This is a genomic window from Arthrobacter sp. Y3221159 (assembly GCF_059089885.1).
The window spans coordinates 360,514-381,907 of record NZ_JBNHFC010000001.1 but is presented as its reverse complement, the minus strand read 5'-3'; the positions used below and the strand labels follow the sequence as shown (position 1 = coordinate 381,907).

The following is a 21,394-nucleotide window of genomic DNA, read 5'->3' as shown; positions in this document are numbered from 1 at the left end:
GCCAGGGACTAGTACCGCTGCGGTGCCTGCGGGTTGGCGGCCAGCTCGGCCTCCACCTCGGCGTGGAACTTTTTCTCCACGATGAAGGACAGGAATGGGATGACGCCGCCGAGGGCGAGCAGGATCAGCTTGAGGAACGGCCAGCGCATGAGCGACCAGAGCCGGAAGTTGGACATCAGGTACACCACGTACATCCAGCCGTGCACGATCAGGACGGTGACGGACAGGTTGACCCCGTCCAGCACGCCCGGAGGCTCGGCGTCGGCGAACCCGAAGCCGAAGGGCTGCCCCGTCACGGCGTTGGTGCCGCCGGCGAACAGGTATTGGCCGAAGCCGTACCGGGCGATCAGTTCGGCGCAGAGCAGGAGCAGCATGGCGCCGGTGAGGTAGGCCAGCACCTTGTAGAACTTCAGGGCCGAGCGGATCTGCGACTCGGTGCCGCCAAAGCGCCGCTTCTTGCCTGCGGCCTTGCCGGCTGTGTTGCCGCCTGCTGCGGAGGCGGCGGGTTTCGGTTCAATCATGGCTGTACCTTTTGCTGGGTCGGTTCCGGGTGCTGGTTCTGGTCAGGCTGCTGTCCGGGGTCCGGGCCGGCCTCGTGGTGTTCATCGTCAAGGCCCTCTTCCAGGTCCCGGTGGTAGTCGTCCTTGACCAGCCGCCACCAGATGAACAGGGCGAACCCGGCGAAGACCACCCATTCGAGGGAGTAGAAGAGGTTGAGCCAGTTGATCTGCTGCCCGGGCGGCTGCGGACCGATCTCCAGGGGCAGCAGATCGCCGGGCACGGCGGCCGGGCTGACGTCCGCTCCCCCGGCCACTTCGGCGGTGGCGGCCACGAAGCCCGGGTAGCTGCTGATCTCCCAGTAGTTGATGAGTTCGGCCACGGAGACGGCGGTTGCCTGGCCCGGCTGCGGCGCCGTTTTGGCGAGGGGGGCCTCGGACGGCAGGAGCCGCCCGGTCAGTTCAACAGCGCCTGACGGCGGCGCTGGCGCGTCGGCGGGGTCGGCCACCCATCCGCGGGCCACGGGGATCCAGGTTTGCGGCGAGGCCGCAGCGCCGGTCAGCGCCGGGGCGCCGTCGACGGCGAAGGCGGCAACCACCCAGTAGCCGGTTCGGCCTTCGTGCAGGCGGCCCGGGACCAGGACCTGCTTGTCCGGGTCGTAGCTGCCCCGCGCGCTGACCATCTGGTCGGCGTCGGTACCGTGGAAAAACTCGCCCGGCTGGAGGGTATCGGTCAGCGGCTGGACCTGTTCGGTGGCAGGGTTGACCGGGGCCTCGGGCTGCGTGGAGCGCCCGAACTGCCACTGGCTCAGCAGCACGAAGACCCCGGAAATGGCGATCGCAAAAACAAATCCAGCGATCCAGCGGGGTTTAAGGGCAGTTTTCCACACGTGTTAACCGTACTTCGTACCTTTGTAGAACAGCTAAACGCCGACGCCGGCGGCATCTGCGGCGGGCACCGGATCAGTGGTCGAAAAAGACCAGGCTGGAGTTGATCAGTTCGGAAATGATGTCGGCGTCGTAGGCGCGCCGCAGGGATTCGCGGAACGATTCCTTGGACAGGGACCTGGCCAGGGTCGCCAGGACTTCAAGGTGGTCGGAGAAGGAGCTGGCGGGGGTGGCAATCAGAAGGATCAGCGTTGCGGGGCCGTCGGCTGCACCGAAGTCCAAGGCGGAGCCGTATTTGGCGACGCCCACCGCAATGGACGTGCGGGTCACGAACTCGCTGCGCGCGTGCGGCAGGCCGATTCCACCCGGAAGTCCGGTGGCCAGCTGGTGCTCGCGGGCGTTAACGTGCTGCAGGAACCCCTCAAGGTTCGAGACGCGCCCGGCGGCGTAGAGCCGTTCCGCGAGCTGGGTTGCGGCGTCGGCCTTGTCCGATGCCTCCATCTCCAGGATCACCATCTCGGGGGTGGTGAGGTCCGCATCATACGGGTCAAGTGCTTCCGCCAAGGCGTTTCCCTTCAGTCGGCAGTACGGGGCATCCGGCCCCTCAGCGCAAGGGCACGATGTCTTCCACACCCAGGCGGGCGGCGTCTGCGGATTTGTCGTCCGGCTGTTGCTGGCTGAGGCGTTCGGCCTCCACGCGCGCAATGTAGTGCCGCACCTCATTTTCGCGCTGCGCGTCGCTCCAGCCGAGGACGTCACCCATCAGTTTAGCGACAACCGGGACCGCGGACACACCGCGGTCCCACGCTTCAATCGAGATCCGCGTCCGCCGGGTCAGCACGTCGTGCACGTGCCGCGCCCCCTCGTGTGTTGCCGCGTAGACGGCCTCGGCCTGGAGGTAGTCGTCGGCTCCCGGAATCGGCTCGGCCAGCGCCGGGTTCTCTTCGATGAGGGCCAGCACCTCCGGGATCAGGGACCCGTACCGGTTGAGCAGGTGCTCGATCCGGGCCACATGCACGCCCGATTCCTCGGCGGTCCGGTTCCGCCGGTTCCATGCCGCGCGGAAGCCGTGGGCCCCAAGCAGCGGGATGGTTTCCGTGCAGCTCGGCGGGACCCGCTCGTCCATGGTGCGGGTGGCCTCGTCCACGGCGTCCTTGGCCATCACCCGGTAGGTGGTCCATTTTCCGCCCGCGACGACGACGAGGCCGGGGACCGGGTGCGCCACCACGTGTTCGCGTGACAGCTTGGCGGTGGTGTCGTTTTCGCCGGCAAGGAGGGGCCGCAGCCCGGCGTACACGCCTTCAACATCTTCGCGGGTGAGCGGCCGCTTGAGGACCCTGTTGACGTGCTCGAGGATGTAGTCGATGTCTTTGCTTGATGCTGCCGGATGGGCCTTGTCCAGATTCCAGTCGGTGTCCGTGGTGCCGATGATCCAGTGCCGGCCCCACGGGATGACGAACAGCACCGATTTTTCGGTGCGCAGGATCAGTCCCACGGTGGACTGGAAGCGGTCGCGGGGCACCACCAGGTGGATCCCCTTGGAGGCCCGCACCTTCAGCTGGCCGCGTTCGGTCACCATCGCCTGTGTTTCGTCGGTCCAGACGCCGGTGGCGTTGATGACCTGCTTGGCGCGGATATTGAACTGCGTGCCGTCCTCACGGTTGACCACCTTGGCCCCCACAACGCGTTCGCCTTCGCGCAGGAAGTCCACCACGGCCATCTGGTTGACGGCGTGGGCACCGTAGTACGCGGCGGTGCGGACCAGGTTGGCGACGTACTTGGCGTCATCCACCTGCCCGTCGTAGTACCTGATGGAACCCACGAACGCATCGTTCTTCAGGCTCGGGGCGGCGCGCAATGTGCCGCGCTTCGACAGGTGCTTGTGGAAGGGAACGCCGCGGCTGTGTCCGCTGGAGATGGACATGGCATCGTACAGCGCGATGCCGGCTCCCACATACGGACGCTCGATGAAGGGTTTGGTGAGCGGATACAGGAAGGGCACCGGCCGGGCCAGGTGCGGCGCGAGCTCGGAGAGCAGCAGCCCGCGCTCCTGCAGGGCTTCCTTCACCAGCGCGAAGTCGAGCATTTCAAGATAGCGCAGGCCGCCGTGGATGAGCTTGGAGGACCGGGATGAGGTCCCGGCTGCCCAGTCACTGGCTTCGACGATGCCAACGCTCAGTCCCCGGGTGACGGCGTCGAGGGCTGCTCCGGTGCCGACGATGCCGCCGCCGACAATGAGGATGTCTAGTTCCTGGCCGGGCCGTGAGGTATCACGAAGCCGCTGGATGGCTGCTTCCCTGGCTGCCGGGCCGAGTGCCCCGCCATGAGCAGGAACAGTCTTCATCGAACGCCTCCAGTGCCTCTAGTGCCGGTAGTAGGACCACACTACTTGCTGGGGGCCCGCTTGGGAGGAAGGCCAGGGACGGACGCCGCCCCTGGCCTTCCCTTGCGGGTCAGTTCCCTTCGTAAGGGGATACGACGACGTCGACCCGCTGGAATTCCTTGAGGTCCGAATAGCCCGTGGTAGCCATCGAACGGCGGAGGGCCCCGATCAGGTTGGACGTTCCGTTGGTGTGGTGGCCCGGTCCGAAGAGGACTTCCTCCAGCGGGCCGACCGTGCCCACGTTGACCCGGTCCCCGCGCGGGAGTTCCAGGTGGTGCGCTTCCTGCCCCCAGTGCCAGCCCTTGCCGGGTGCCTCCTCGGCCCGTGCCAGGGCGCTGCCCAGCATGACGGCGTCGGCGCCCATGGCGATGGCCTTGACGATGTCGCCGGAGGCGCCCATGCCGCCGTCGGCGATCACATGCACGTACCGGCCGCCGGACTCGTCCATGTAGTCGCGGCGGGCGGCGGCAACGTCGGAGATGGCGGAGGCCATGGGCGAGTGGATGCCCAGCGCGCGGCGCGTGGTGGTTGTGGCGCCGCCGCCGAAGCCGACCAGCACGCCGGCCGCACCGGTCCGCATGAGGTGCAGTGCAGGGGTGTAGCCGGCCGCGCCTCCCACGATGACGGGGACGTCAAGCTCGTAGATGAACTGCTTCAGGTTCAGCGGCTCGTGGTCCTTGGACACATGCTCCGCCGAGACGGTGGTTCCCCGGATTACGAAGATGTCGACGCCCGCGGCCACCACGGTCTTGTAGTGTTCCTGCGTGCGCTGCGGGGTCAGGGAGCCGGCAACAGTGACGCCGGCGTCGCGCATCTCGGCGAGGCGGGTGGTGATGAGTTCGGGCTGGATGGGTGCCTGGTACAGCTCCTGCATCCGACGCGTCACAGCAGGGCTGTTGGTCTCGTCCTGCAGTGCGCCGATCTCGTCCAGGATGGCCTGCGGATCCTCGTAACGCGTCCAGAGGCCCTCAAGGTCAAGCACGCCCAGGCCGCCAAGCTTGCCGAGGGTGATGGCGGTTGCCGGGGACATGGCCGAATCCATGGGTGCCGCAATGACGGGCATGCTGAACTGGTAGGCATCGATCTGCCAGGAGACGGAGACGTCCTTGGGGTCGCGGGTACGACGGTTGGGGACGATTGCTATGTCATCCAGGGAGTAGGCACGACGCCCACGCTTGCCACGGCCGATCTCGATCTCATAAGTCACTGCTCTAGGTTATCCCAGCCCGCGTGCCGCCCTTGGCTAGAGTGGCCTGATGGGCAGGCGGTGGATTTTCGAGGAACCCTAGACCCCGCCTGCTTCCTCAGGGCCCACGCCAGCAGGGTTCCCTGGCCGAGCTTGCGAGGTTAGGGGGCTGGCGGGGATCTGGGATTCGAACATGCGGAAGTAGCGGCCGCGGAGTGCCACCAGTTCCCGGTGGGTGCCCTGCTCCACGATGCGGCCGTCCTCAAGCATGTAAACGATGTCCGCCTTCTCGATGGTGGCCAGCCGGTGGCTGATGGCAATGATCGTGCTGCTGCGGTCCGCGAAAAGCCGCGTGAAAATCCGGTGCTCAGCGAGCGCGTCGATGGCGGAGGTGGGTTCGTCCATCACCATGAACGAGGCGTCGCGGTAGAAGTTCCTTGCCATCGCGAGCCGCTGCCATTGCCCGCCGGACAGGCCGCTGCCCTTGCGGCCGCGGGGGTCCTCCATCCAGTTGCTGACATGGTTGTCCAGGCCGTTGGGCAGCTTGTTGATGAAGTCCAGCGCCTCGGCGTCGGCAGCGGCCCGGCGGATTCGCGCGTCATCGCGGGAACTCTCGACGTCGCCGAAGTAGATGTTCTCGGCGGCCGTTGCGAACTCGTACTTGAGGAACTCCTGGCTCAGCACCGCCAAGCGCCGGTGCCAGGACGTAACGTCGAGGGCGGCAAGGTCGACGCCGTCGAGCAATACCTGCCCCGAGTCCGGCCGGTAGAGCCCGGCCAGGATCCGGATCAGGGTGGACTTTCCCGCACCGTTCTCCCCCACGATGGCGATGTGCTGGCCCTCGCGGATGGTCATGCTGATCCCGCGGATGACCTCAATGTCGCTCCCGGTGTAGGTGAAGCGGATGTCCCTGAGCTCCACTTCCCGGGGCGCGGCCAACAGCGGCGGCGCGTGTTCGGAGTGGACGGGCAGGGCCATGAACAGCTCGTAGTCCTTGAGGTTGGCCAGGTCCTCGTCAATCGAGCTAAGGGAGGAGACCAGGTTGTTCGCGGTGGACAGCGCCCGGCTGACGATCTGCTGGACGTAGAGGAACTGGCCAACGGGCTGGGCGCGGGCGATGATCTGCCCCACCACCCAGATCAGCGAGACCACCTCCGCCCCGTACTGCAGGGCGTCGGCAGCCAGCTGCTTGGGAATGTACCGCCGCTGGAAATCGAGCCGGCGGCGCTCGTCCGCGTCCCGGAGCCTGGACCGGAGATCCATCAGGAAATTGACGATTCCGTAGAGGCGCATTTCCGCGATGTGCTGGGGCCGGAGGAGGTTGGTCTCGATCATCCGGCGCTGCCGCCGGGAGTCCACCTGGGTGTTCCAGTGCGCGATCTGTTCCCGGGAGAGCTTGAACTGCAAGTAGACGCTGGGCACGATCGCCACCAGGACGATGACCGCGATCCACCAGCTGACCAGCAGCAGGGCTCCCACGGCCAGGATCACCGAGACGAGCTGGGTGAAGATGCCGGCGATCCGGTCGAGGACGCGGGCATAGGAATCGGAGAACCGCTTGGCACGGTCGTAGAGGTCAACGGTCTCTTTGTCGTCGTACCGCCAGAACTCGAGGGCCAGGAAGCGTTCGTACATCTGGTCGCCTACGATGGCCCCTACCTTGAAGCTCATGAGCTGCTGGATGTAGCGGTCGACGCTTGTGAAGGCGCCCCAGAAGAGGCCCAGCGCGGCGGTGATGATGACGTAGACGATGGCCATCTGGCCGGCACCGGTATCACCCGTGTAGGCAGCCGCCAGGGCGGTGGTGGTCAGGGCCGCGAAGTAGGTGGTGACCAGGGGCAACACCGCTGAAATGAGCGAGCCGAGCACCTTCATGATGACCGCGCCCGGGGAGGCGTGGAAACTGACCCGCAGGACCTGGGCAACAGCCCTCGCGTAGGGGCGCAGGGCCAGCCGGCGCTGGGGATCGCGTTTGGGTTGCAGTTCGGCCGGGTGGCCAGATGCGCGCATGCCTCAAGCCTAGGGCGCGCCAGTTCTTTGCCGAAGCCCGTGGAGCCGTTCGGTGCAGCCAGCAACCGTTGCCACTTGCTGCCGCCCGGCGCGGGGCCGGTTCTGCGGCTCCGTGAATTCGTTGACTTGTCTTCCGGACTTAACTTAGGCTCCGTCACGTATTGACATCGTTGTCATAAGTAACGCGCGATGAAGGGCGATTCACAAAATGCACGGAAGACAAAAGGAAAGACTGCAGGTCCTTTCGGCCATGACGCTGGCCGGTTTGGTGCTGACCGGGGCGTTGGCCGGAGCCGGACCGGCGATGGCAGAGAAGTCCGGCGGGAGCCCTCCTGCCGGACCAAGCACGGGCAGCACTTTGGGCCAGGAAACGTATCGGCCGGCGTACCATTTTTCGCCCGTAAAGAACTGGATGAACGATCCCAACGGAATGGTTTACCACAAGGGGATCTACCATCTCTTCTTCCAGCACAACCCGTCCGGGAACACGTGGGGCAACATGTCCTGGGGACATGCCTCCTCCACTGACCTGGTTCACTGGCAGGAGCAGCCGCTGGCCATCTCCACGGATGACCAGGAGGATGTGTTCTCGGGCAGCGTTGTGGTGGACAAGGACAATTCTTCCGGTCTCGGGACTACGGAGAACCCGCCACTGGTTGCGATTTACACCAGCGCCTATAAAGACGCTTCGCCACACCGCGGGCTGCAGGCCCAGTCGCTGGCCTACAGCCTGGACGACGGGCAAACGTGGACCAAGTACAGTACGGATCCTGTCCTGACCCGGAACTCCGCCAACTTCCGCGACCCCAAGGTCTTTTGGTACACCACACCCGACGGGAGCGGTTATTGGGTGATGACCGCCGTCGAAGCCACCGACCACAAAGTGCTGCTCTATAAATCCACCAACCTCAAGGACTGGACTCCCCTCAGCGAGTTCGGTCCCGCCAACGCCACCGGCGGACTCTGGGAATGTCCCGACCTCTTCCCCCTTGCCGTGGACGGCGACCCAAACAACGTCAAGTGGGTCATGGTGGTCAACATCAATCCGGGCGGCGTGGCGGGCGGCTCCGCAGGACAGTATTTCGTGGGCAGCTTCGACGGCACCACGTTCACATCCGAAAGCACAAAGCCCCTGGATTCCCTGCCCCCTGGAGCTTCGATCGCTGGCTTCAACGACGGCACCTATAACGGCTGGACCGTCAACAACGAACCCGGCAACTGGAAGAACGGCCCCTTCGCGCACGCTCCCGCCGCCGGAACACTGCCCGGCCAGAACATCGTGAGCGGCTTCGCCGGTGCAGGGCTGGTCAACTCCTTCAACGACGGCGACTGGCCTTTGGGAACAATCTCCTCGTCCGATTTCACCGTGGACAGTGACTACATCAACTTCCTTGTCGGGGGCGGCCAACACCCCCGAGTCTCCGACAAACTGGACAATACGCCGCCGCCGGGAGACCTGTTGTTCAATGGCTTCGAGGTTCCGGACGGCAGTACCCTCGCAGAAGCCGGCTGGACCGGAAGTGGCGACCTCGCGCCGTCGTACCAGCCCGCCACTGCGGGAGGCGACTATTACCTCGGCGCTAAACGCATCAACACCTTCGAAACCGGCGGCGCTCCCGGCGATGACCGCCAAGGCGTACTGACCTCCCCCGAGTTCACCGTGTCACGGAACTTCATCAGCCTGCTGGTTGGTGGTGGACACCGGGCACCGGAAACAGGACAGGTCCTGGAGGCGCAGCTGATCGTCGACGGTGCCGTGGTCCGGACAGTGGCAGGGAACGACGCCGGCCAGCTCAACTGGAAGGGCTGGGACGTCTCCGAGTTCGCCGGCAAGCAAGCCCGGCTACGCATCGTGGACCAGGCAACCGGAGGATGGGGACACCTCACGCTTGACCACATCATGCTCACCGACCAGGCTGCCGTGCCCCGCTCCGACGAAACCACCGTCAATCTGGTGGTCGACGGCCAAGTGGTCCGTTCCACCACCGGCGCGAACAGTGAGGTGCTGGACTGGGCGTCCTGGAACGTGGCGGAATTCCGGGGCCGCCAGGCCCAAATCAGGATCGTGGACAACAACCGCTTCGGGTGGGGGCACATCCTGGCCGACGAGTTCACCGCTTCCCCGCAGGCGGCCCAACCGCGCATCAACGGTTATGAGTGGCTGGACTATGGCCGCGACTACTATGCCGCGGTTTCGTTTGGCAACATGCCGGAGGACAAGCGTGTCATGCTCGGCTGGATGAACAACTGGGACTATGCCAACAGCATCCCCACCTTCCCGTGGCGCAGCGCCATGTCGCTGCCCCGCGAGGTGGGTCTCACGCAGACTCCGGCCGGGCCCCGGCTGACGCAAAAGGCAGCCAAGCAGGTAGACAGGCTTGCCGGTGCCCCCGGCTACACTGACACAGCTGGCAGGGCCATCAGCCCGGGAACACATGCCCTGCCTCCCGCGGCGTCGGGACAGGCCCAGCGCATCGACGTCACCTTCAACCCGGGGACGGCAGTGAGGTCCGGTATCACGGTCCTCGGTGACGGGGCGTCGTCGACTGTGATCGGCTATGACGCCGCGGCACAGGAGGTGTACATCGACCGCGGAAACTCAGGCAACGTGGGCTTCCACCCGCTGTTTACCTCGGTCGATTCGGCGCCGGTGACGGTGGACGCGCAAGGAAACGTGACGCTTCGGATCTATGTGGACAGGTCCTCGCTGGAAGTCTTCGCCCAAGGCGGACTGCGGACGATCACGGATCAGGTCTTCCCCGCGGACGGAGCCCAGGAGGTGGCGCTGTTCGCCGAGGGCGGCATTGCGCACCTGAAGTCGCTCACCGTCACCCCGATGAAACAGGCCATGTTCCTGGAGTCCCTCAAGGCGGTCAACGCCGGAGGGAAGGCCCGGGGCTGAGCAAGCGGGGTTCAGCAGGCTCAGCCGCCGGCGTCCGGTGGCTGAGCCTGCTGAAGCCCCCGGCGAAACTACTCCGCCGGTTGCAGCCAGGTCAGGACTGACCCGTCCTCTTCGATGTGCCGCGCCAGCTCGGCATTGAATGTGGCTCCGTAATCGGCGGTGATGTGGTCCTGGAAAGCGTCGTCGTCCCGGTACACCTCGAACACGAAGTATTCCCGAGGGTTGGATTCCCGGGTATAGGGGAGGAAATGTACGTTGCCCGGTTCGCGGCGCACGTGCTCCGTCAGATCCCGCATCATCTCCGCGACGCGTCCCTCGCTTCCGGGCTTGACGGTGAATTCTGCATACAGTGTTTTGGCCATGGATTTCCTTCTTTCTGTGGTTGGTCAGTTCGACGGCGGCAGCTCGCCCGAGCCGCGCTCAATCAGTTCGGAGGGGACGACGAAAGTCTGCGGAGCGGCGTCGTCGCCGTCCATGCGGGCGAGCAACCGCTCAGCGGCGAGCTTCCCGATCCGTTCAGGATGCTGCGCGATGACGGTGATGCCGGGCTCCATCATGTCGGCGAGCGTGAAATCGTCGAAGCCCACCAACGCCACCCGGTGGCTGGCTCCCCTTTCACGCAGTGCCCGCATGACGCCGAACGTCACCAGGTTTTGGCTGGAGAAGATGGCCGTGGGCGGGTTGCCGGAGGCGAGGAGTTCATGGGCAGCGAGCCGCGCTGATTCTTCGTCGTGCAGGCCATCGCGAAGCGGAACAGAAGCGGTGGCGACACCGGCCCTGCCGAGTTCCTCCATGAAGCCCCTGCGGCGGTCACGGGCAGTCTGGATATCAAGGCGGTCACCCAGGTAGGCAAGCTTCGAATGGCCGTGCTTGAGGAGGTGGGCCGCAGCACGGGCAGAGCCGGCAGCATTGTCAGTCACCACGGCGTCGGCCTCGATCCCCACCGGTTCGCGGTCGATGAAGACGAGGGGCAGGTCCCGCGAGTGCTCGGGGATCACGTAGGCCTGGCTCCTGGCGATGGGTGTCAGGACCATTCCATCCACCCTGCGCCCGAGGAACGCTGCCACCAGGGCTTTCTCCCGCTCGGGGTCGTCATCGAGGCTGGCAGCGAATACGGCGATTCCGCGCTCCGCGAGGGTATCCTCCAGCGCGCGGTGGATCTCGCTGCTGAACGGGTTGGCAACGCTGGGCAGCAGCAACCCGATGGACAAGGTCCTTCGGCCCGCGCGGCGCAGGCTCCCCGCCGCCATGTCCAGTTGGTAGTTCAACTGCTGGGAAGCTCCCAGCACGCGCTGGCGCGTCGCCTCGGAAACGCCGGGCTCGTCATTCATCACCCGGGAAACAGTCTTGATCCCGACGCCTGCCAACGCTGCCACATGGCGCATGGTGGGTCGGTTCGTGCCGGCCTCGGATTGGTAACGATTAGACATCGTTGTCAGAACCTCGCTCTTCATCATCGATTCACGCTTGACTCTACCCTGTGACGTTGATTACATGAGCCGTGACATCGTTGTCAGGCACACCTAGTGCCCTGAGACCAGGAGATTCAATGTTGAGTTCCAAGACCCCCCGGCACACCGTCAACCGTTTGCTCGCCATGGGTGCAGTCCTGACCCTGGGCGCCCTCAGCCTCTCGGCCTGCGGAGGCGACTCTTCCGCAACAGGATCCACCGACGGCACGTCCTCGGAAAAAATCGGTGTCTCGCTGATCGTGAAGACCACGTCGAACCCGTTCTTCGTCTCCATGCAGGACGGCGCGAAGAAGGCGGCGGCAACGGACGGCGTCGACCTCAAGCTCGCGGCCGGAAAGGCCGACGGCGACGAGGATACCCAGATCCAGGCGATTGAGAACGCCATCTCCAAGGGCGACAAGGGCATCCTGATCACGCCGAACGGACCGTCCGTCGTCGACGCCCTCAAGAAAGCCAAGGACGCCGGCTTGTTCGTCATTGCCCTGGACACCCCGCCGGACCCCGCGGACGCCGCCGACATCACCTTCGCCACCGACAACTTTGCCGCCGGTGAGCTGATCGGCAAGTGGACCGCTGCCCAGCTTGGCGGCAAGAAGGCCACCATCGCGCTGATCGACCTCTTCGACGACAAGATCGTCTCCGTTGACTACAACCGCGACCAGGGGTTCCTGACCGGCCTGGGCATCGACACCGCGGACAAGAAGAAGAACGGCGACGAAGCCAAGACCGGCAAGTACACCGGCGGCAAGGGCGGCGAGTACGAAATCGTCGGCAACCAGGCCTCCCAGGGCGCCGAAGACGGCGGCCGCACCGCCATGGAAACGCTGCTCTCAAAGAACCCCAACATCAACGTCGTCTACACCATCAACGAGCCCGCTGCCGCCGGTGCCTTCGAAGCGCTGAAGTCGGCGGGCAAGGAAAAGGACGTCCTGGTGGTTTCGGTCGACGGCGGTTGCGCCGGTGTGGACAACGTCAAGTCGGGTGTCATCGGCGCTACCGCCCAGCAGTACCCGGTCAAGATGGCCGAACTTGGAGTCAAGGCGATCGTGGACCTGGCCAAGACGGGCAAGAAGCCGGAAAACTCGCCGGGCCTGGACTTTTACAACACCGGCGTGGAACTGGTCACCGACAAGGCGGCCGACGGTGTCAAGAGCATCACCACGACGGACGCCACCCAGATCTGCTGGGGCAAGTAGGTCCGGAGAGTGACAGGAGCATCAATGACCCAGCAACAGACGGCCGGACCGCCGGCCACGGGACCCAGCACTGACCTTGCCGAGGAATTCCTCGACCGGCAGACCCCGCTCAGCCGTATCCGCAACGTCCTGCACCGCTATCCCGCGCTCAGCCCGGCGATCGTGCTGTTGGTCGCGGTTGTAGTGTTCGGCCTCCTCAATGACCGCTTCCTGCGGTTCGAGAACCTTTCCCTGATCACCCAGCAGGTTTCCGTCGTCGGGACCCTGGCCATCGCCCAGACGCTCATCATCCTCACGGCGGGGATCGACCTGTCCGTGGGCGCGGTAATGATCCTGGCCTCCATGGTGGTGGCCCAACTGTCCGTAAACAACGGCGTGCCGGCGCCGCTGGCGCTCCTGGCGGGACTCGTCGTCGGGCTCGCCTCCGGGGCCCTCAACGGCTTCCTGGTGACCCGGTTCAAGCTCCCCCCGTTCATTGTGACGCTGGGAACACTGAACATCTTCATCGCCCTGACCCTGCTGTACTCCGGCGGCTCCACGGTACGCGGCTCGGCAATGCCGGACGTGCTCACCTGGATGGGCAGCACCTTCCCGCTGGGCCCGGTCAGGATCTCCACCGGCGTGGTCATGATGCTCCTGCTCTACGTGGCGGTCGCCTTCATCCTGGGCAAGACAGCCTGGGGCCGGCACGTTTACGCAGTAGGTGATGATAAGGAAGCCGCCCGCCTGGCCGGCATCCCCGTCAACCGGGTCCTGATGAGCGTGTACCTTGCAGCCGGTGCCGTCCTGGCCATCGGCGCCTGGATCCAGATCGGCCGCACCAACGCAGCCAGCCCCAACGCGGGCGTGGACCTGAACCTGGACTCCATCACCGCCGTCGTGATCGGTGGAACCAGCCTCTTCGGCGGCCGCGGCTCAGTATGGGGCTCCCTCCTCGGAGCGCTGATCGTGGGCGTGTTCCGCAACGGGCTGTCCCTGGCCGGGCTGGACGTGCTGTTCCAGACCCTCGCCGTGGGCGTGCTCATCATTGTCGCTGTGTCCATCGACCAGTGGATCCGAAAGGTAAAGTCATGACCTCCACCGGGCTTGAACGCCCCGTCACGGAAACCCGGCAGCCGATCCTCAGGGCACGCAACCTCGTCAAGACCTTCGGCAAGGTCGTGGGCCTGGACGGTGTCAGCCTGGACCTTTACCCGGGCGAGGTGCTGGCCATCATCGGGGACAACGGAGCCGGCAAGTCCACCCTTATCAAGTGCCTTACCGGTGCCGAGGTCCCGGATTCCGGCGAGCTGCACGTCTCCGGACAGCAGGTGCATTTCAAGCGGCCGCAGGACGCCCGCGCCCATGGCATCGAAACCGTCTACCAGAACCTTGCAGTCTCCCCCGCCCTTGATGTCGCATCCAATCTTTTCCTCGGCAGGGAGGAACGCTTGCCCGGACCATTCGGCAAGGTCTTCCGTGTCCTGGACACCAAGGGCATGCGCCGCAAGGCGAGGGAGGAGCTTACCCGCCTCGGCATTTCGACGCTCCAGGATGTCACCGTTCCGGTCGAGAACCTTTCCGGCGGCCAGCGCCAGGCCGTGGCCGTGGCAAGGGCGGCAGCGTTCGGTTCCAAGGTAGTAGTGCTGGACGAGCCGACGGCGGCACTCGGCGTCCGCGAGTCCAACCAGGTCCTCCAACTGGTCCGCGACCTTCGCGACCGTGGCTTGCCGGTCATCCTGATCAGCCACAACATGCCCCACGTGTTCGACGTCGCGGACAGGATCCATATCCAGCGGCTCGGCAAGTGCGCGGCCACCATCACACCAAAATCGCACTCCATGACCGACGCGGTAGCGATCATGACAGGCGCCGCAACCGCCTGATCCTCCCAGGCTGCCCGCTGCCTCCAACCGTCCCTTCAACCGTTCCATCCCTCCCTTCCGCGGACCTGTCGGCGCCAGCCTGCAGGTCCGCGGACGGCTTCACGAAAGATAATCCGATGCCCCAAGACCACACCAACAGCCCTCACCCGGCGAGCCTCGATGTCATCGTGATCGGCGAAGCGCTGATCGACGTGGTGAGCACCTCCGAAGGCACGGTGGAGCACCCCGGGGGATCCCCCGCGAACGTGGCCTACGGCCTGGGGCGCCTGGGAATCAGCACCGGCCTCCTGACCTCTATCGGCGAGGACGAGCGCGGCGCCACCATCGCGAGGCACTTGGCGGGCGCCGGCGTCGCACTACTTCCCGGTTCCACCTCCGCCGGACGGACAGCCTCGGCAACAGCTACCCTGGCGCCCGATGGCTCGGCCCACTACGACTTCGACATCAGCTGGGACTTGCAGCCGGTCCACCCTGCCTATCTTCCAAAAGTGCTGCACACCGGCTCTATCGCGAGTTTCCTGGCGCCCGGGGCCGCTTCCGTCAAGAGCCTCCTGGAACGGGCGCACCGTGAATGCCTGGTTTCCTACGATCCCAATATTCGCCCGGCGCTCCTGGGCAGCCATGCGGAGGCCCTTGCTGTTTTCGAAGACCTGGTTCCCCTGACGGACGTGGTGAAGCTGAGCGACGAGGATGCCCGGTGGCTCTACCCCCGGCTGACGTTCGAGGACGCCGCCGCGCGGATCCTGGAACTCGGTGCGGGCCTGGCGGTGGTCACCATGGGTTCGGCGGGCTCGTTTCTGGCAACACCCGGCACGCGGGTGCAGGTTCCGTCCGTCCAAACCGTAGTGGCGGACACCATCGGGGCCGGGGATTCCTACATGGCAGCCCTGATCTACGGCCTGCTCTGCCGGAGTACAGATGGTTTGCCACCTTCCGTCCTGGAAACCCTGGGCAGGACGGCATCGAAGGCTGCCGCCATTACGGTCGGCCGGCCCGGGGCCAATCCTCCCACCATCGAGGAGCTTACGCCGGACCTGCAACCGGCAGCATAGGGGCTTAAAAACGGAAGGAGGTGGGGGAATTTCCCCACCTCCTTCCGCGGCATCAAACCACCAGGATCATCGTGACCCGTAGTTCGGCGCCTCAACGGTCATCTGGATATCGTGCGGGTGCGATTCCTTGAGCCCGGCCGGGGTGATCCGGACGAACTTGCCGCGGGCCTTGAGTTCGGGGATGGTCGGCGCGCCGGTGTAGAACATGGTCTGGCGCAGGCCACCCACCAACTGGTAGGCCACGGAGGCCAGCGGGCCGCGGTAGGCCACCCGGCCCTCGATGCCTTCGGGGATCAGCTTGTCGTCACCGGACACGTCGGCCTGGAAGTAGCGGTCCTTCGAGTAGGACGTGTTCTTGCCGCGGGACTGCATGGCGCCAAGGGAACCCATGCCGCGGTAGGACTTGAACTGCTTGCCGTTGACGAAGATCAGTTCGCCCGGAGACTCGTCGCAGCCTGCCAGCAGCGAGCCGAGCATCACGGTATCGGCACCGGCTACCAGCGCCTTGCCGATGTCGCCGGAGTACTGCAGGCCGCCGTCGGCGATCAGCGGCACGCCGGCCGGGATCGCAGCCTTCGCGGATTCGTAGATCGCGGTGATCTGCGGGACGCCGACGCCTGCCACCACGCGGGTGGTGCAGATGGAGCCGGGGCCCACGCCCACCTTGATGCCGTCGGCGCCGGCGTCGATCAGGGCCTGGGCGCCTTCGCGGGTGGCGGCCTGGCCGCCGATGATGTCCACGTGTGCTGCCACCGGATCGGACTTGAGCCGGCGGATCATGTCCAGCACGCCCTGGGAGTGGCCGTTGGCAGTGTCCACGAACAGGGCGTCGACGCCGGCATCCACCAGTGCCATGGCCCGCTCCCAGCCGTCCCCGAAGAAGCCGATGGCAGCACCCACGCGCAGGCGGCCTTCGTCGTCCTTGGTGGCCAGCGGGTACTGCTCCGCCTTGGTGAAGTCCTTGGTGGTGATCAGGCCCTTGAGCCGGCCCTGCTCGTCCACGAGGGGAAGCTTCTCGATCTTGTTGGTGGCCAGCTTGTGCGAGGCCTCCTCGCGGCTGATGCCCACGTGGCCGGTGACCAGCGGCATCTTGGTCATGACGTCGCTGACCAGCCGGATGGGGTAGTCGGACTCCGGCACGAAGCGGGTGTCGCGGTTGGTCACGATGCCCAGGAGGCGGTTCTCCTCGTCCACCACGGGCAGGCCGGAGACCCGGTACTGGGCGCACAGGTTGTCCAGCTCAAGCAGGGTTGCTTCCGGCCGGATGGTCAGCGGGTTGGTGATCATGCCGGATTCACTGCGCTTCACCCGGTCCACCTGGTCAGCCTGGTCCGCGATGGACAGGTTGCGGTGGATGACACCCAGGCCGCCCTGCCGCGCCATGGCAATGGCCATGCGGGATTCGGTGACCGTGTCCATCGCTGCGGACAGCAGCGGCGTGTGAACCGTGATCCTCTTGGAGATCCGGGAGGAGGTGTCGGCGTCGGACGGGATGACGTCCGTGTGCCCGGGCAGGAGCAGGACGTCGTCGTAGGTCAGGCCGATGAAGCCAAAGGGGTTGTGTTCGGGCTCGGTCATGAGTGCGCCTCTTACCTTGGTTGCTGGGCGGGTAGGGGTTGCAGCCGATGACCAGCCCGTCATTACGGGTCTGGCCTGTGCAGGGGATCAGGAACCCCGCATGCGGCGTTCCGGGGGCAGGAAGTATTGAGTAAATATTAGAACCTCTGCGCCGATCCCCCTATTCCACGCGTGCAATGTGAGCAACTGCACGAACTGTCTCCCGGCGGACTCAGCGCCAGCCGGTGGCAGCCAGCAGCCGCTGCTCGAACATGGGGATCATGCTCTCCACATAGGTCCTGGTCAGGTGGTTGTCGTCCTTGTACACGTAAACGTTGCCCACCACCGCGGGGCAAACCCCGCGGACACAGATGAAGTCGCTCATGTCCATCAGGTGCAGCCCGTCCAGCTTGCCGCGGTAACCGTCCAGGGGTGAGGGATCAACGAGCGATTCGCTGAGGGACGGGTTGCACTCGGGAGCGTCGGCGCCGTGCCGCTGCACGCACTCGGGCATGTTGAAGGTGAAGCGCGGGTTGTCCCGGATGCCCACCACCTCGATGCCGGCCTCGGTGAACGGACGCACGCCGTCCAGGTAGCCCGGCACGTCGGTCTCGAAGGGCGCTTCCTCATGCGTCAGCGAGGCGACGGTGAAGACGGCGTCCGGCCGGCGCTCCAGGACGTATGCCGAGGCCGCGATGTTGTACGCATTGCATTCTGCACTCCGGGTGTCCGATTCTGCGCCGAACCGACAGGCCGGCATCAGCAGGGTGACCAGTTCCCAGCCCCTGGCCTCGGCGATCGGTGCCAGCGCGCCGAGGTACTGCTGGGAGTGCGAGTCACCCAGCACTACGATCCGCTTGCTGGCCCCCTCGGCGGGCACCGCCTGCCGGCACCCCTCCAGGATGGGGTCCGCCGTGGCGTTCGCGCCGGTGCAGGCGGCGTGGATGCCAGCCCAATCCTGGTCCAAGGCGGAAGGGCCGGGAATGAACTTGGCCTCGGGTGCCGGCATTCCGGCATTCTCGGGGTTGAGCGCCGCGGCCCCCGGTGTGAGCTCCCGCGGCTGCGCCGCCGTCGCGGCTTCCTCGGCTGTGAGCGTGGTTTGCCAGATGGCTACCGGACCTGCCAGCACCGCACCGCAGGCGGCAATCACGACGGCGGTGCGCCAGGCCCGCCGTTTCGGCCAGTGCCAGTCGCGCAGCGGTTTTTCCACGAAACGGGTGGTGAGGACAGCGAGCACGATTGAGGCGCCCACAATCGCAAGGCCCTGGACAAGGTTGGGTTGTTCCACGCCGGTGGCGGCGAGCGCCAGCACCAGCACGGGCCAGTGCCACAGGTAGAGGGCGTAGGAATTGTCGCCCAGGGCCACGGCGGGCCTGCTGCTCAGGAAACGGTCCACACCGAACCGGCTCCCGGTCTGCCCCGCCACGATGATGGCCGCGGCAGAGAGCGTGGGCCACAGGGCGACAAAGCCGGGGAAAGACCGGTCCACCGTCAGCAGCAGGCCAACGGAAACCATGCCCGCCAGTCCGGCCCAGCCCAGCACCAGGCGCAGGGCCCGGCCGGGCTTGAGGTAGGGCAGGGCAAGGGCGAGCAGGGAGCCCAAGGCGAATTCCCAAAGCCGCGCCCTGGTATCGAAATAGGCGTACGCCTGGTTGGTGGCGGTCTGCTCCACCGACAACGCCAGCGACGCGGCGAACACCGCTCCGAACACCAGCGCCAGCAGTCCCCGGTAGGTCATTCCGTTCAGCGCGGTGATGCGCCGCAGCAGCGCCAGCAGTGCTGCGCTCCCGGCAAAGATGAGAGGCCACAGGATGAAGACCTGGCCCTGGATGGACAGCGACCAGAAGTGCTGGAGGGGGCTGGCGCCTGCGTGGTCCTGGGCGTAGTAGTCCACCGCGGTGTCGGCGAGCAGCCAGTTCTGGCTGTAGAGCAGTGATGCCCACGCCTGGTCCAGGACCTGCGGCCACCGGCCTTGCGGGAGGATCAGCCAAGTTCCTGCCAGGACGCCGAGGATGACCACGACGGCGGCAGGCAGCAGCCGCTTGAACAGGTGCAGCCAGTGCGCCAACAGCCCGAACGGCCTGCCCGATTCGGCCTTCCGGACGAAGGAGAGCGTCAGCAGGAAGGCGGAGATCAGCAGGAAGATATCGACGCCGCCGGACACCCGTCCGAGCCACACGTGGTAGGCCACCACCATCAGGACGGCCAGTGCGCGGAGCCCCTGGACCTCGGGACGGAACGTCGGTTTCCGGCTCTTGGCGGCTGCTTTCGGCACCGGGCCGCTGGAGAAGCTGGTTTTTGTCATGCCCGGTCCCCGGATCCCCATCCGGTCAACGCAAGAAACTCCTGCTCAAAGAATGGAGCCAGGGTCATGAGATAGGACCGTGTGACATGGTTTTCGTCCTTGTACACGATGACGTTGCCAATGACAGCCGGACAAACGCCGTCCATGCAGAAATAGCGGGTGAGGTCAAGGAAATGCGTATCCGGAAGTTGGTCGTCCACTGCATCCGTGTCGGGTACAGGGCTGAAATTTTCCGCCGCGCTCCCGTTGCAGGCGGCAGGGTTGGATGGGTTTTCTTCCAGGCAGGCCGGCACGTGCAGGGGCATCCGCGGAGTGTCCCGGACTCCGACGACGGGAATGCCTGCATCGTTGAGCCTGCTGGCTTCCCTGATCCAGGAACTTTCGAGGATGTCCGTAACGGTGGGATCTGCCACGGTCCGGGTGCTGGTTGTCAGCACGAGATCCGGCTTCAGTTCCAGCACTTGTTCGAAGCTTTTCTTGTTGAACTCAATGCACTCCTCAGAGATGCCGGGTGCCAGCTCGTCAGTCAGGGGACAAAATCCCTTGGTGATGGATGTGACACGCCAATGGTGTTTTTCGGCCATCATGAGCACTGGCGTATTGAGCACGAAGGCGTGGGAACTACCCATGACGACAATATGTTTGGCAGCGCCCTCAGCCCCGTTGGTACAGATGCTCGCGTACTCGCCTGCGCCTATGCAGGGCTCCGGAAAGACTGGCCATTCCTCGGCGATAACTTCGAGTTTGGGCACCGGCGGGGCTTTCGGGTCCGGGGTGAACTGGTAGCCGTCGCCCAACGCCAGGGCACCGGGGTACCGGGGATCGTCGAGTCCAATGGCCGAGATCGAATCAGCCTGCAGGATGGAATGGCGCCAAAGGGCCAGCGGTGCAGAGGCAACTGCCACGGCAATAGCCACCGCCACCGCAGCCCGCCGCCTCTTGGCTTCGGGCCATTTCCATTCACGCCACGGCTTCTCGACGAAGCGCGTGGTGACATAGGCGAAAACCAGCGAGGTGACAATGATCGCAGTGCCGGACAGCCAGCCCGCGTGCTCCTTGCCGCTCCACGCCAGTGCGATCACCAGGACGGGCCAATGCCAGAGGTACAGGGCGTAGGAATTGTCTCCCAGCTTTACCAGGGGCTTTGAGCTGAGGAACCTGTCAACCCCGATGGAACTGCCCGTCTGGCCCGCCACGATGATGAGCACCGCCGCGAGAGTGGGCCAGAGCGCTGCGAAACCGGGAAATGCCGCCTGGACATTCAACACGATTCCGCAGCTGACCATCGCTACGAGGCCTACCCAACCCAGCACAACGCGGGTCCGCCGTCCCGGCCGCAGGCCAGGCAGAAGCAGTGCCACCAACGTGCCGAGTGCGAACTCCCAGAGCCGGGCGCCAGTATCGAAGTAAGCCTGTACCTGGTTTGTGGCAGTGAAGTAGACCGAATATGCCAGCGATAAGACAAAGACCGCGGAGAATACGTATGCCAGCAGCGGCCGGTAGGCGAGCCTGAACCGGCTGGCAGCCCACGCGGCGCCTGCAAAAATAATGGGCCAGAGGATGAAGACCTGCCCCTGGATAGACAGCGACCAGAAATGTTGTAGAGGGCTGGCCAGGCTGTTGCTGGCGTAGTAGTCCACCGTCTTCTGTTGCAGCAGCAGGTTTTCCGAGTAAAAGAGTGAGGCCCAGCCGTGTTCTATGACCTCCAGCCAGCGGCCGCGCGGAAGAAGCAGGTAGGAGGCCAGCAGCGTGGCCAGGATCACCGTAACGGCAGCGGGAAGCAGGCGCCGGAAGAGGTGCAGCCAGTGCTTCAGCAGGGCAGTCGGCTCCCGGCGCCCGTACCGGCCGGTGAACTGAAGGGTCATGAGGAATGCTGACACCAGGAGGAATATGTCAACCCCTCCGGAGACCCGTCCGAACCAGACGTGGTACGTCACGACCATGAGGACAGCCAGCGACCTCATACCTTGAATTTCCGGGCGGTAAGCACTCTTGCGGTACTTCTGCGAGGGGTCGGCCGGGCGGGCCGCGGCCTCGGCGGTCCATGATGTCGACACAAATAACCCTTCGGAGCGCGCAAT

Annotated in this window: 16 protein-coding genes; 5 read left to right on the top strand and 11 right to left on the bottom strand. The window is 65.3% G+C overall.

Annotation, left to right across the window (positions count from 1 at the left end; all coding sequences use genetic code 11):
- Nucleotides 1-8: 8 nt before the first annotated feature.
- The 6 genes from AC5RT3_RS01795 to AC5RT3_RS01770 all read right to left on the bottom strand — a co-directional run bounded on the left by AC5RT3_RS01795 (nucleotide 9) and on the right by AC5RT3_RS01770 (nucleotide 6,964).
- Nucleotides 9-521, bottom strand: a complete 513-nt coding sequence (locus tag AC5RT3_RS01795) for a DUF3817 domain-containing protein (protein WP_494123352.1) — start codon at nucleotides 519-521, stop codon at nucleotides 9-11.
- On the bottom strand, nucleotides 518-1,387 hold the full coding sequence (locus AC5RT3_RS01790) for an SURF1 family protein (RefSeq protein WP_494123351.1): 870 nt from the start codon (nucleotides 1,385-1,387) through the stop codon (nucleotides 518-520). The genes AC5RT3_RS01795 and AC5RT3_RS01790 overlap by 4 nt, the downstream gene beginning before the upstream one ends.
- A 73-nt stretch (nucleotides 1,388-1,460) precedes the next feature.
- Nucleotides 1,461-1,949 carry a PTS sugar transporter subunit IIA gene (locus tag AC5RT3_RS01785; protein WP_494008860.1) on the bottom strand — a complete coding sequence of 163 codons (489 nt, stop codon included), beginning with the start codon at nucleotides 1,947-1,949 and terminating at the stop codon, nucleotides 1,461-1,463.
- Between the two features lie 40 nt (nucleotides 1,950-1,989).
- Entirely contained in the window at nucleotides 1,990-3,729 is a 1,740-nt protein-coding gene (locus tag AC5RT3_RS01780; RefSeq protein ID WP_494050927.1) for a glycerol-3-phosphate dehydrogenase/oxidase, read from the bottom strand.
- Between the two features lie 109 nt (nucleotides 3,730-3,838).
- Entirely contained in the window at nucleotides 3,839-4,975 is a 1,137-nt protein-coding gene (locus AC5RT3_RS01775) for a GuaB3 family IMP dehydrogenase-related protein (RefSeq protein WP_494008862.1), read from the bottom strand.
- A 78-nt stretch (nucleotides 4,976-5,053) separates the two neighbouring features.
- Nucleotides 5,054-6,964, bottom strand: a complete 1,911-nt coding sequence (locus tag AC5RT3_RS01770) for an ABC transporter ATP-binding protein (RefSeq protein WP_494123350.1) — start codon at nucleotides 6,962-6,964, stop codon at nucleotides 5,054-5,056.
- 412 nt (nucleotides 6,965-7,376) lie between these two features.
- On the opposite strand from AC5RT3_RS01770, the gene AC5RT3_RS01765 reads away from it, so the two are divergent.
- The gene (locus AC5RT3_RS01765; RefSeq protein ID WP_494123349.1) at nucleotides 7,377-9,866 is read left to right on the top strand and encodes a GH32 C-terminal domain-containing protein; all 2,490 of its coding nucleotides are present in this window, start codon (nucleotides 7,377-7,379) and stop codon (nucleotides 9,864-9,866) included.
- Nucleotides 9,867-9,934: 68 nt separating this feature from the next.
- On the opposite strand, the gene AC5RT3_RS01760 is transcribed toward AC5RT3_RS01765, so the two are convergent.
- A complete protein-coding gene (locus AC5RT3_RS01760; protein WP_494050930.1) occupies nucleotides 9,935-10,228 on the bottom strand; it encodes a putative quinol monooxygenase in 294 nt (97 codons plus the stop codon).
- A 24-nt stretch (nucleotides 10,229-10,252) separates the two neighbouring features.
- Complete coding sequence (locus AC5RT3_RS01755) at nucleotides 10,253-11,251, bottom strand: LacI family DNA-binding transcriptional regulator (RefSeq protein ID WP_494051346.1); 999 nt, start codon at nucleotides 11,249-11,251, stop codon at nucleotides 10,253-10,255.
- 164 nt (nucleotides 11,252-11,415) lie between these two features.
- Here AC5RT3_RS01755 and AC5RT3_RS01750 point away from each other — a divergent pair, with 164 nt between their 5' ends.
- From AC5RT3_RS01750 to AC5RT3_RS01735, 4 genes are all read left to right on the top strand, one after another.
- Complete coding sequence (locus AC5RT3_RS01750) at nucleotides 11,416-12,534, top strand: substrate-binding domain-containing protein (RefSeq protein ID WP_494050931.1); 1,119 nt, start codon at nucleotides 11,416-11,418, stop codon at nucleotides 12,532-12,534.
- Nucleotides 12,535-12,558: 24 nt separating this feature from the next.
- Nucleotides 12,559-13,608: an ABC transporter permease gene (locus AC5RT3_RS01745; protein WP_494123348.1), complete on the top strand. Its 1,050-nt coding sequence runs from the start codon at nucleotides 12,559-12,561 to the stop codon at nucleotides 13,606-13,608.
- On the top strand, nucleotides 13,605-14,399 hold the full coding sequence (locus AC5RT3_RS01740; RefSeq protein WP_494050933.1) for an ATP-binding cassette domain-containing protein: 795 nt from the start codon (nucleotides 13,605-13,607) through the stop codon (nucleotides 14,397-14,399). Before AC5RT3_RS01745 ends, AC5RT3_RS01740 begins: the two co-directional genes overlap by 4 nt.
- Before the next feature lie 116 nt (nucleotides 14,400-14,515).
- Nucleotides 14,516-15,451, top strand: coding sequence for a carbohydrate kinase family protein (locus tag AC5RT3_RS01735; RefSeq protein ID WP_494050934.1), 936 nt, complete (start codon nucleotides 14,516-14,518; stop codon nucleotides 15,449-15,451).
- 66 nt (nucleotides 15,452-15,517) lie between these two features.
- On the opposite strand, the gene guaB is transcribed toward AC5RT3_RS01735, so the two are convergent.
- The 3 genes from guaB to AC5RT3_RS01720 all read right to left on the bottom strand — a co-directional run bounded on the left by guaB (nucleotide 15,518) and on the right by AC5RT3_RS01720 (nucleotide 21,370).
- Nucleotides 15,518-17,029 carry an IMP dehydrogenase gene (gene guaB / locus AC5RT3_RS01730; protein WP_494008864.1) on the bottom strand — a complete coding sequence of 504 codons (1,512 nt, stop codon included), beginning with the start codon at nucleotides 17,027-17,029 and terminating at the stop codon, nucleotides 15,518-15,520.
- A 211-nt stretch (nucleotides 17,030-17,240) separates the two neighbouring features.
- Nucleotides 17,241-19,313: an acyltransferase family protein gene (locus AC5RT3_RS01725; protein ID WP_494050935.1), complete on the bottom strand. Its 2,073-nt coding sequence runs from the start codon at nucleotides 19,311-19,313 to the stop codon at nucleotides 17,241-17,243.
- Entirely contained in the window at nucleotides 19,310-21,370 is a 2,061-nt protein-coding gene (locus tag AC5RT3_RS01720; RefSeq protein ID WP_494050936.1) for an acyltransferase family protein, read from the bottom strand. Before AC5RT3_RS01720 ends, AC5RT3_RS01725 begins: the two co-directional genes overlap by 4 nt.
- Between the last annotated feature and the right edge of the window lie 24 nt (nucleotides 21,371-21,394).

What these genes read in the sequence shown, in the direction of transcription:
- AC5RT3_RS01795 (WP_494123352.1), bottom strand. Translation starts at nt 521, where the DNA reads ATGATTGAACCGAAACCCGCCGCCTCCGCAGCAGGCGGCAACACAGCC.
- AC5RT3_RS01780 (WP_494050927.1), bottom strand. Translation starts at nt 3,729, where the DNA reads ATGAAGACTGTTCCTGCTCATGGCGGGGCACTCGGCCCGGCAGCCAGG.
- AC5RT3_RS01770 (WP_494123350.1), bottom strand. Translation starts at nt 6,964, where the DNA reads ATGCGCGCATCTGGCCACCCGGCCGAACTGCAACCCAAACGCGATCCC.
- AC5RT3_RS01765 (WP_494123349.1), top strand. Translation starts at nt 7,377, where the DNA reads ATGAACGATCCCAACGGAATGGTTTACCACAAGGGGATCTACCATCTC.
- AC5RT3_RS01760 (WP_494050930.1), bottom strand. Translation starts at nt 10,228, where the DNA reads ATGGCCAAAACACTGTATGCAGAATTCACCGTCAAGCCCGGAAGCGAG.
- AC5RT3_RS01755 (WP_494051346.1), bottom strand. Translation starts at nt 11,251, where the DNA reads ATGCGCCATGTGGCAGCGTTGGCAGGCGTCGGGATCAAGACTGTTTCC.
- AC5RT3_RS01750 (WP_494050931.1), top strand. Translation starts at nt 11,416, where the DNA reads ATGTTGAGTTCCAAGACCCCCCGGCACACCGTCAACCGTTTGCTCGCC.
- AC5RT3_RS01745 (WP_494123348.1), top strand. Translation starts at nt 12,559, where the DNA reads ATGACCCAGCAACAGACGGCCGGACCGCCGGCCACGGGACCCAGCACT.
- AC5RT3_RS01740 (WP_494050933.1), top strand. Translation starts at nt 13,605, where the DNA reads ATGACCTCCACCGGGCTTGAACGCCCCGTCACGGAAACCCGGCAGCCG.
- AC5RT3_RS01735 (WP_494050934.1), top strand. Translation starts at nt 14,516, where the DNA reads ATGCCCCAAGACCACACCAACAGCCCTCACCCGGCGAGCCTCGATGTC.
- guaB (WP_494008864.1), bottom strand. Translation starts at nt 17,029, where the DNA reads ATGACCGAGCCCGAACACAACCCCTTTGGCTTCATCGGCCTGACCTAC.
- AC5RT3_RS01725 (WP_494050935.1), bottom strand. Translation starts at nt 19,313, where the DNA reads ATGACAAAAACCAGCTTCTCCAGCGGCCCGGTGCCGAAAGCAGCCGCC.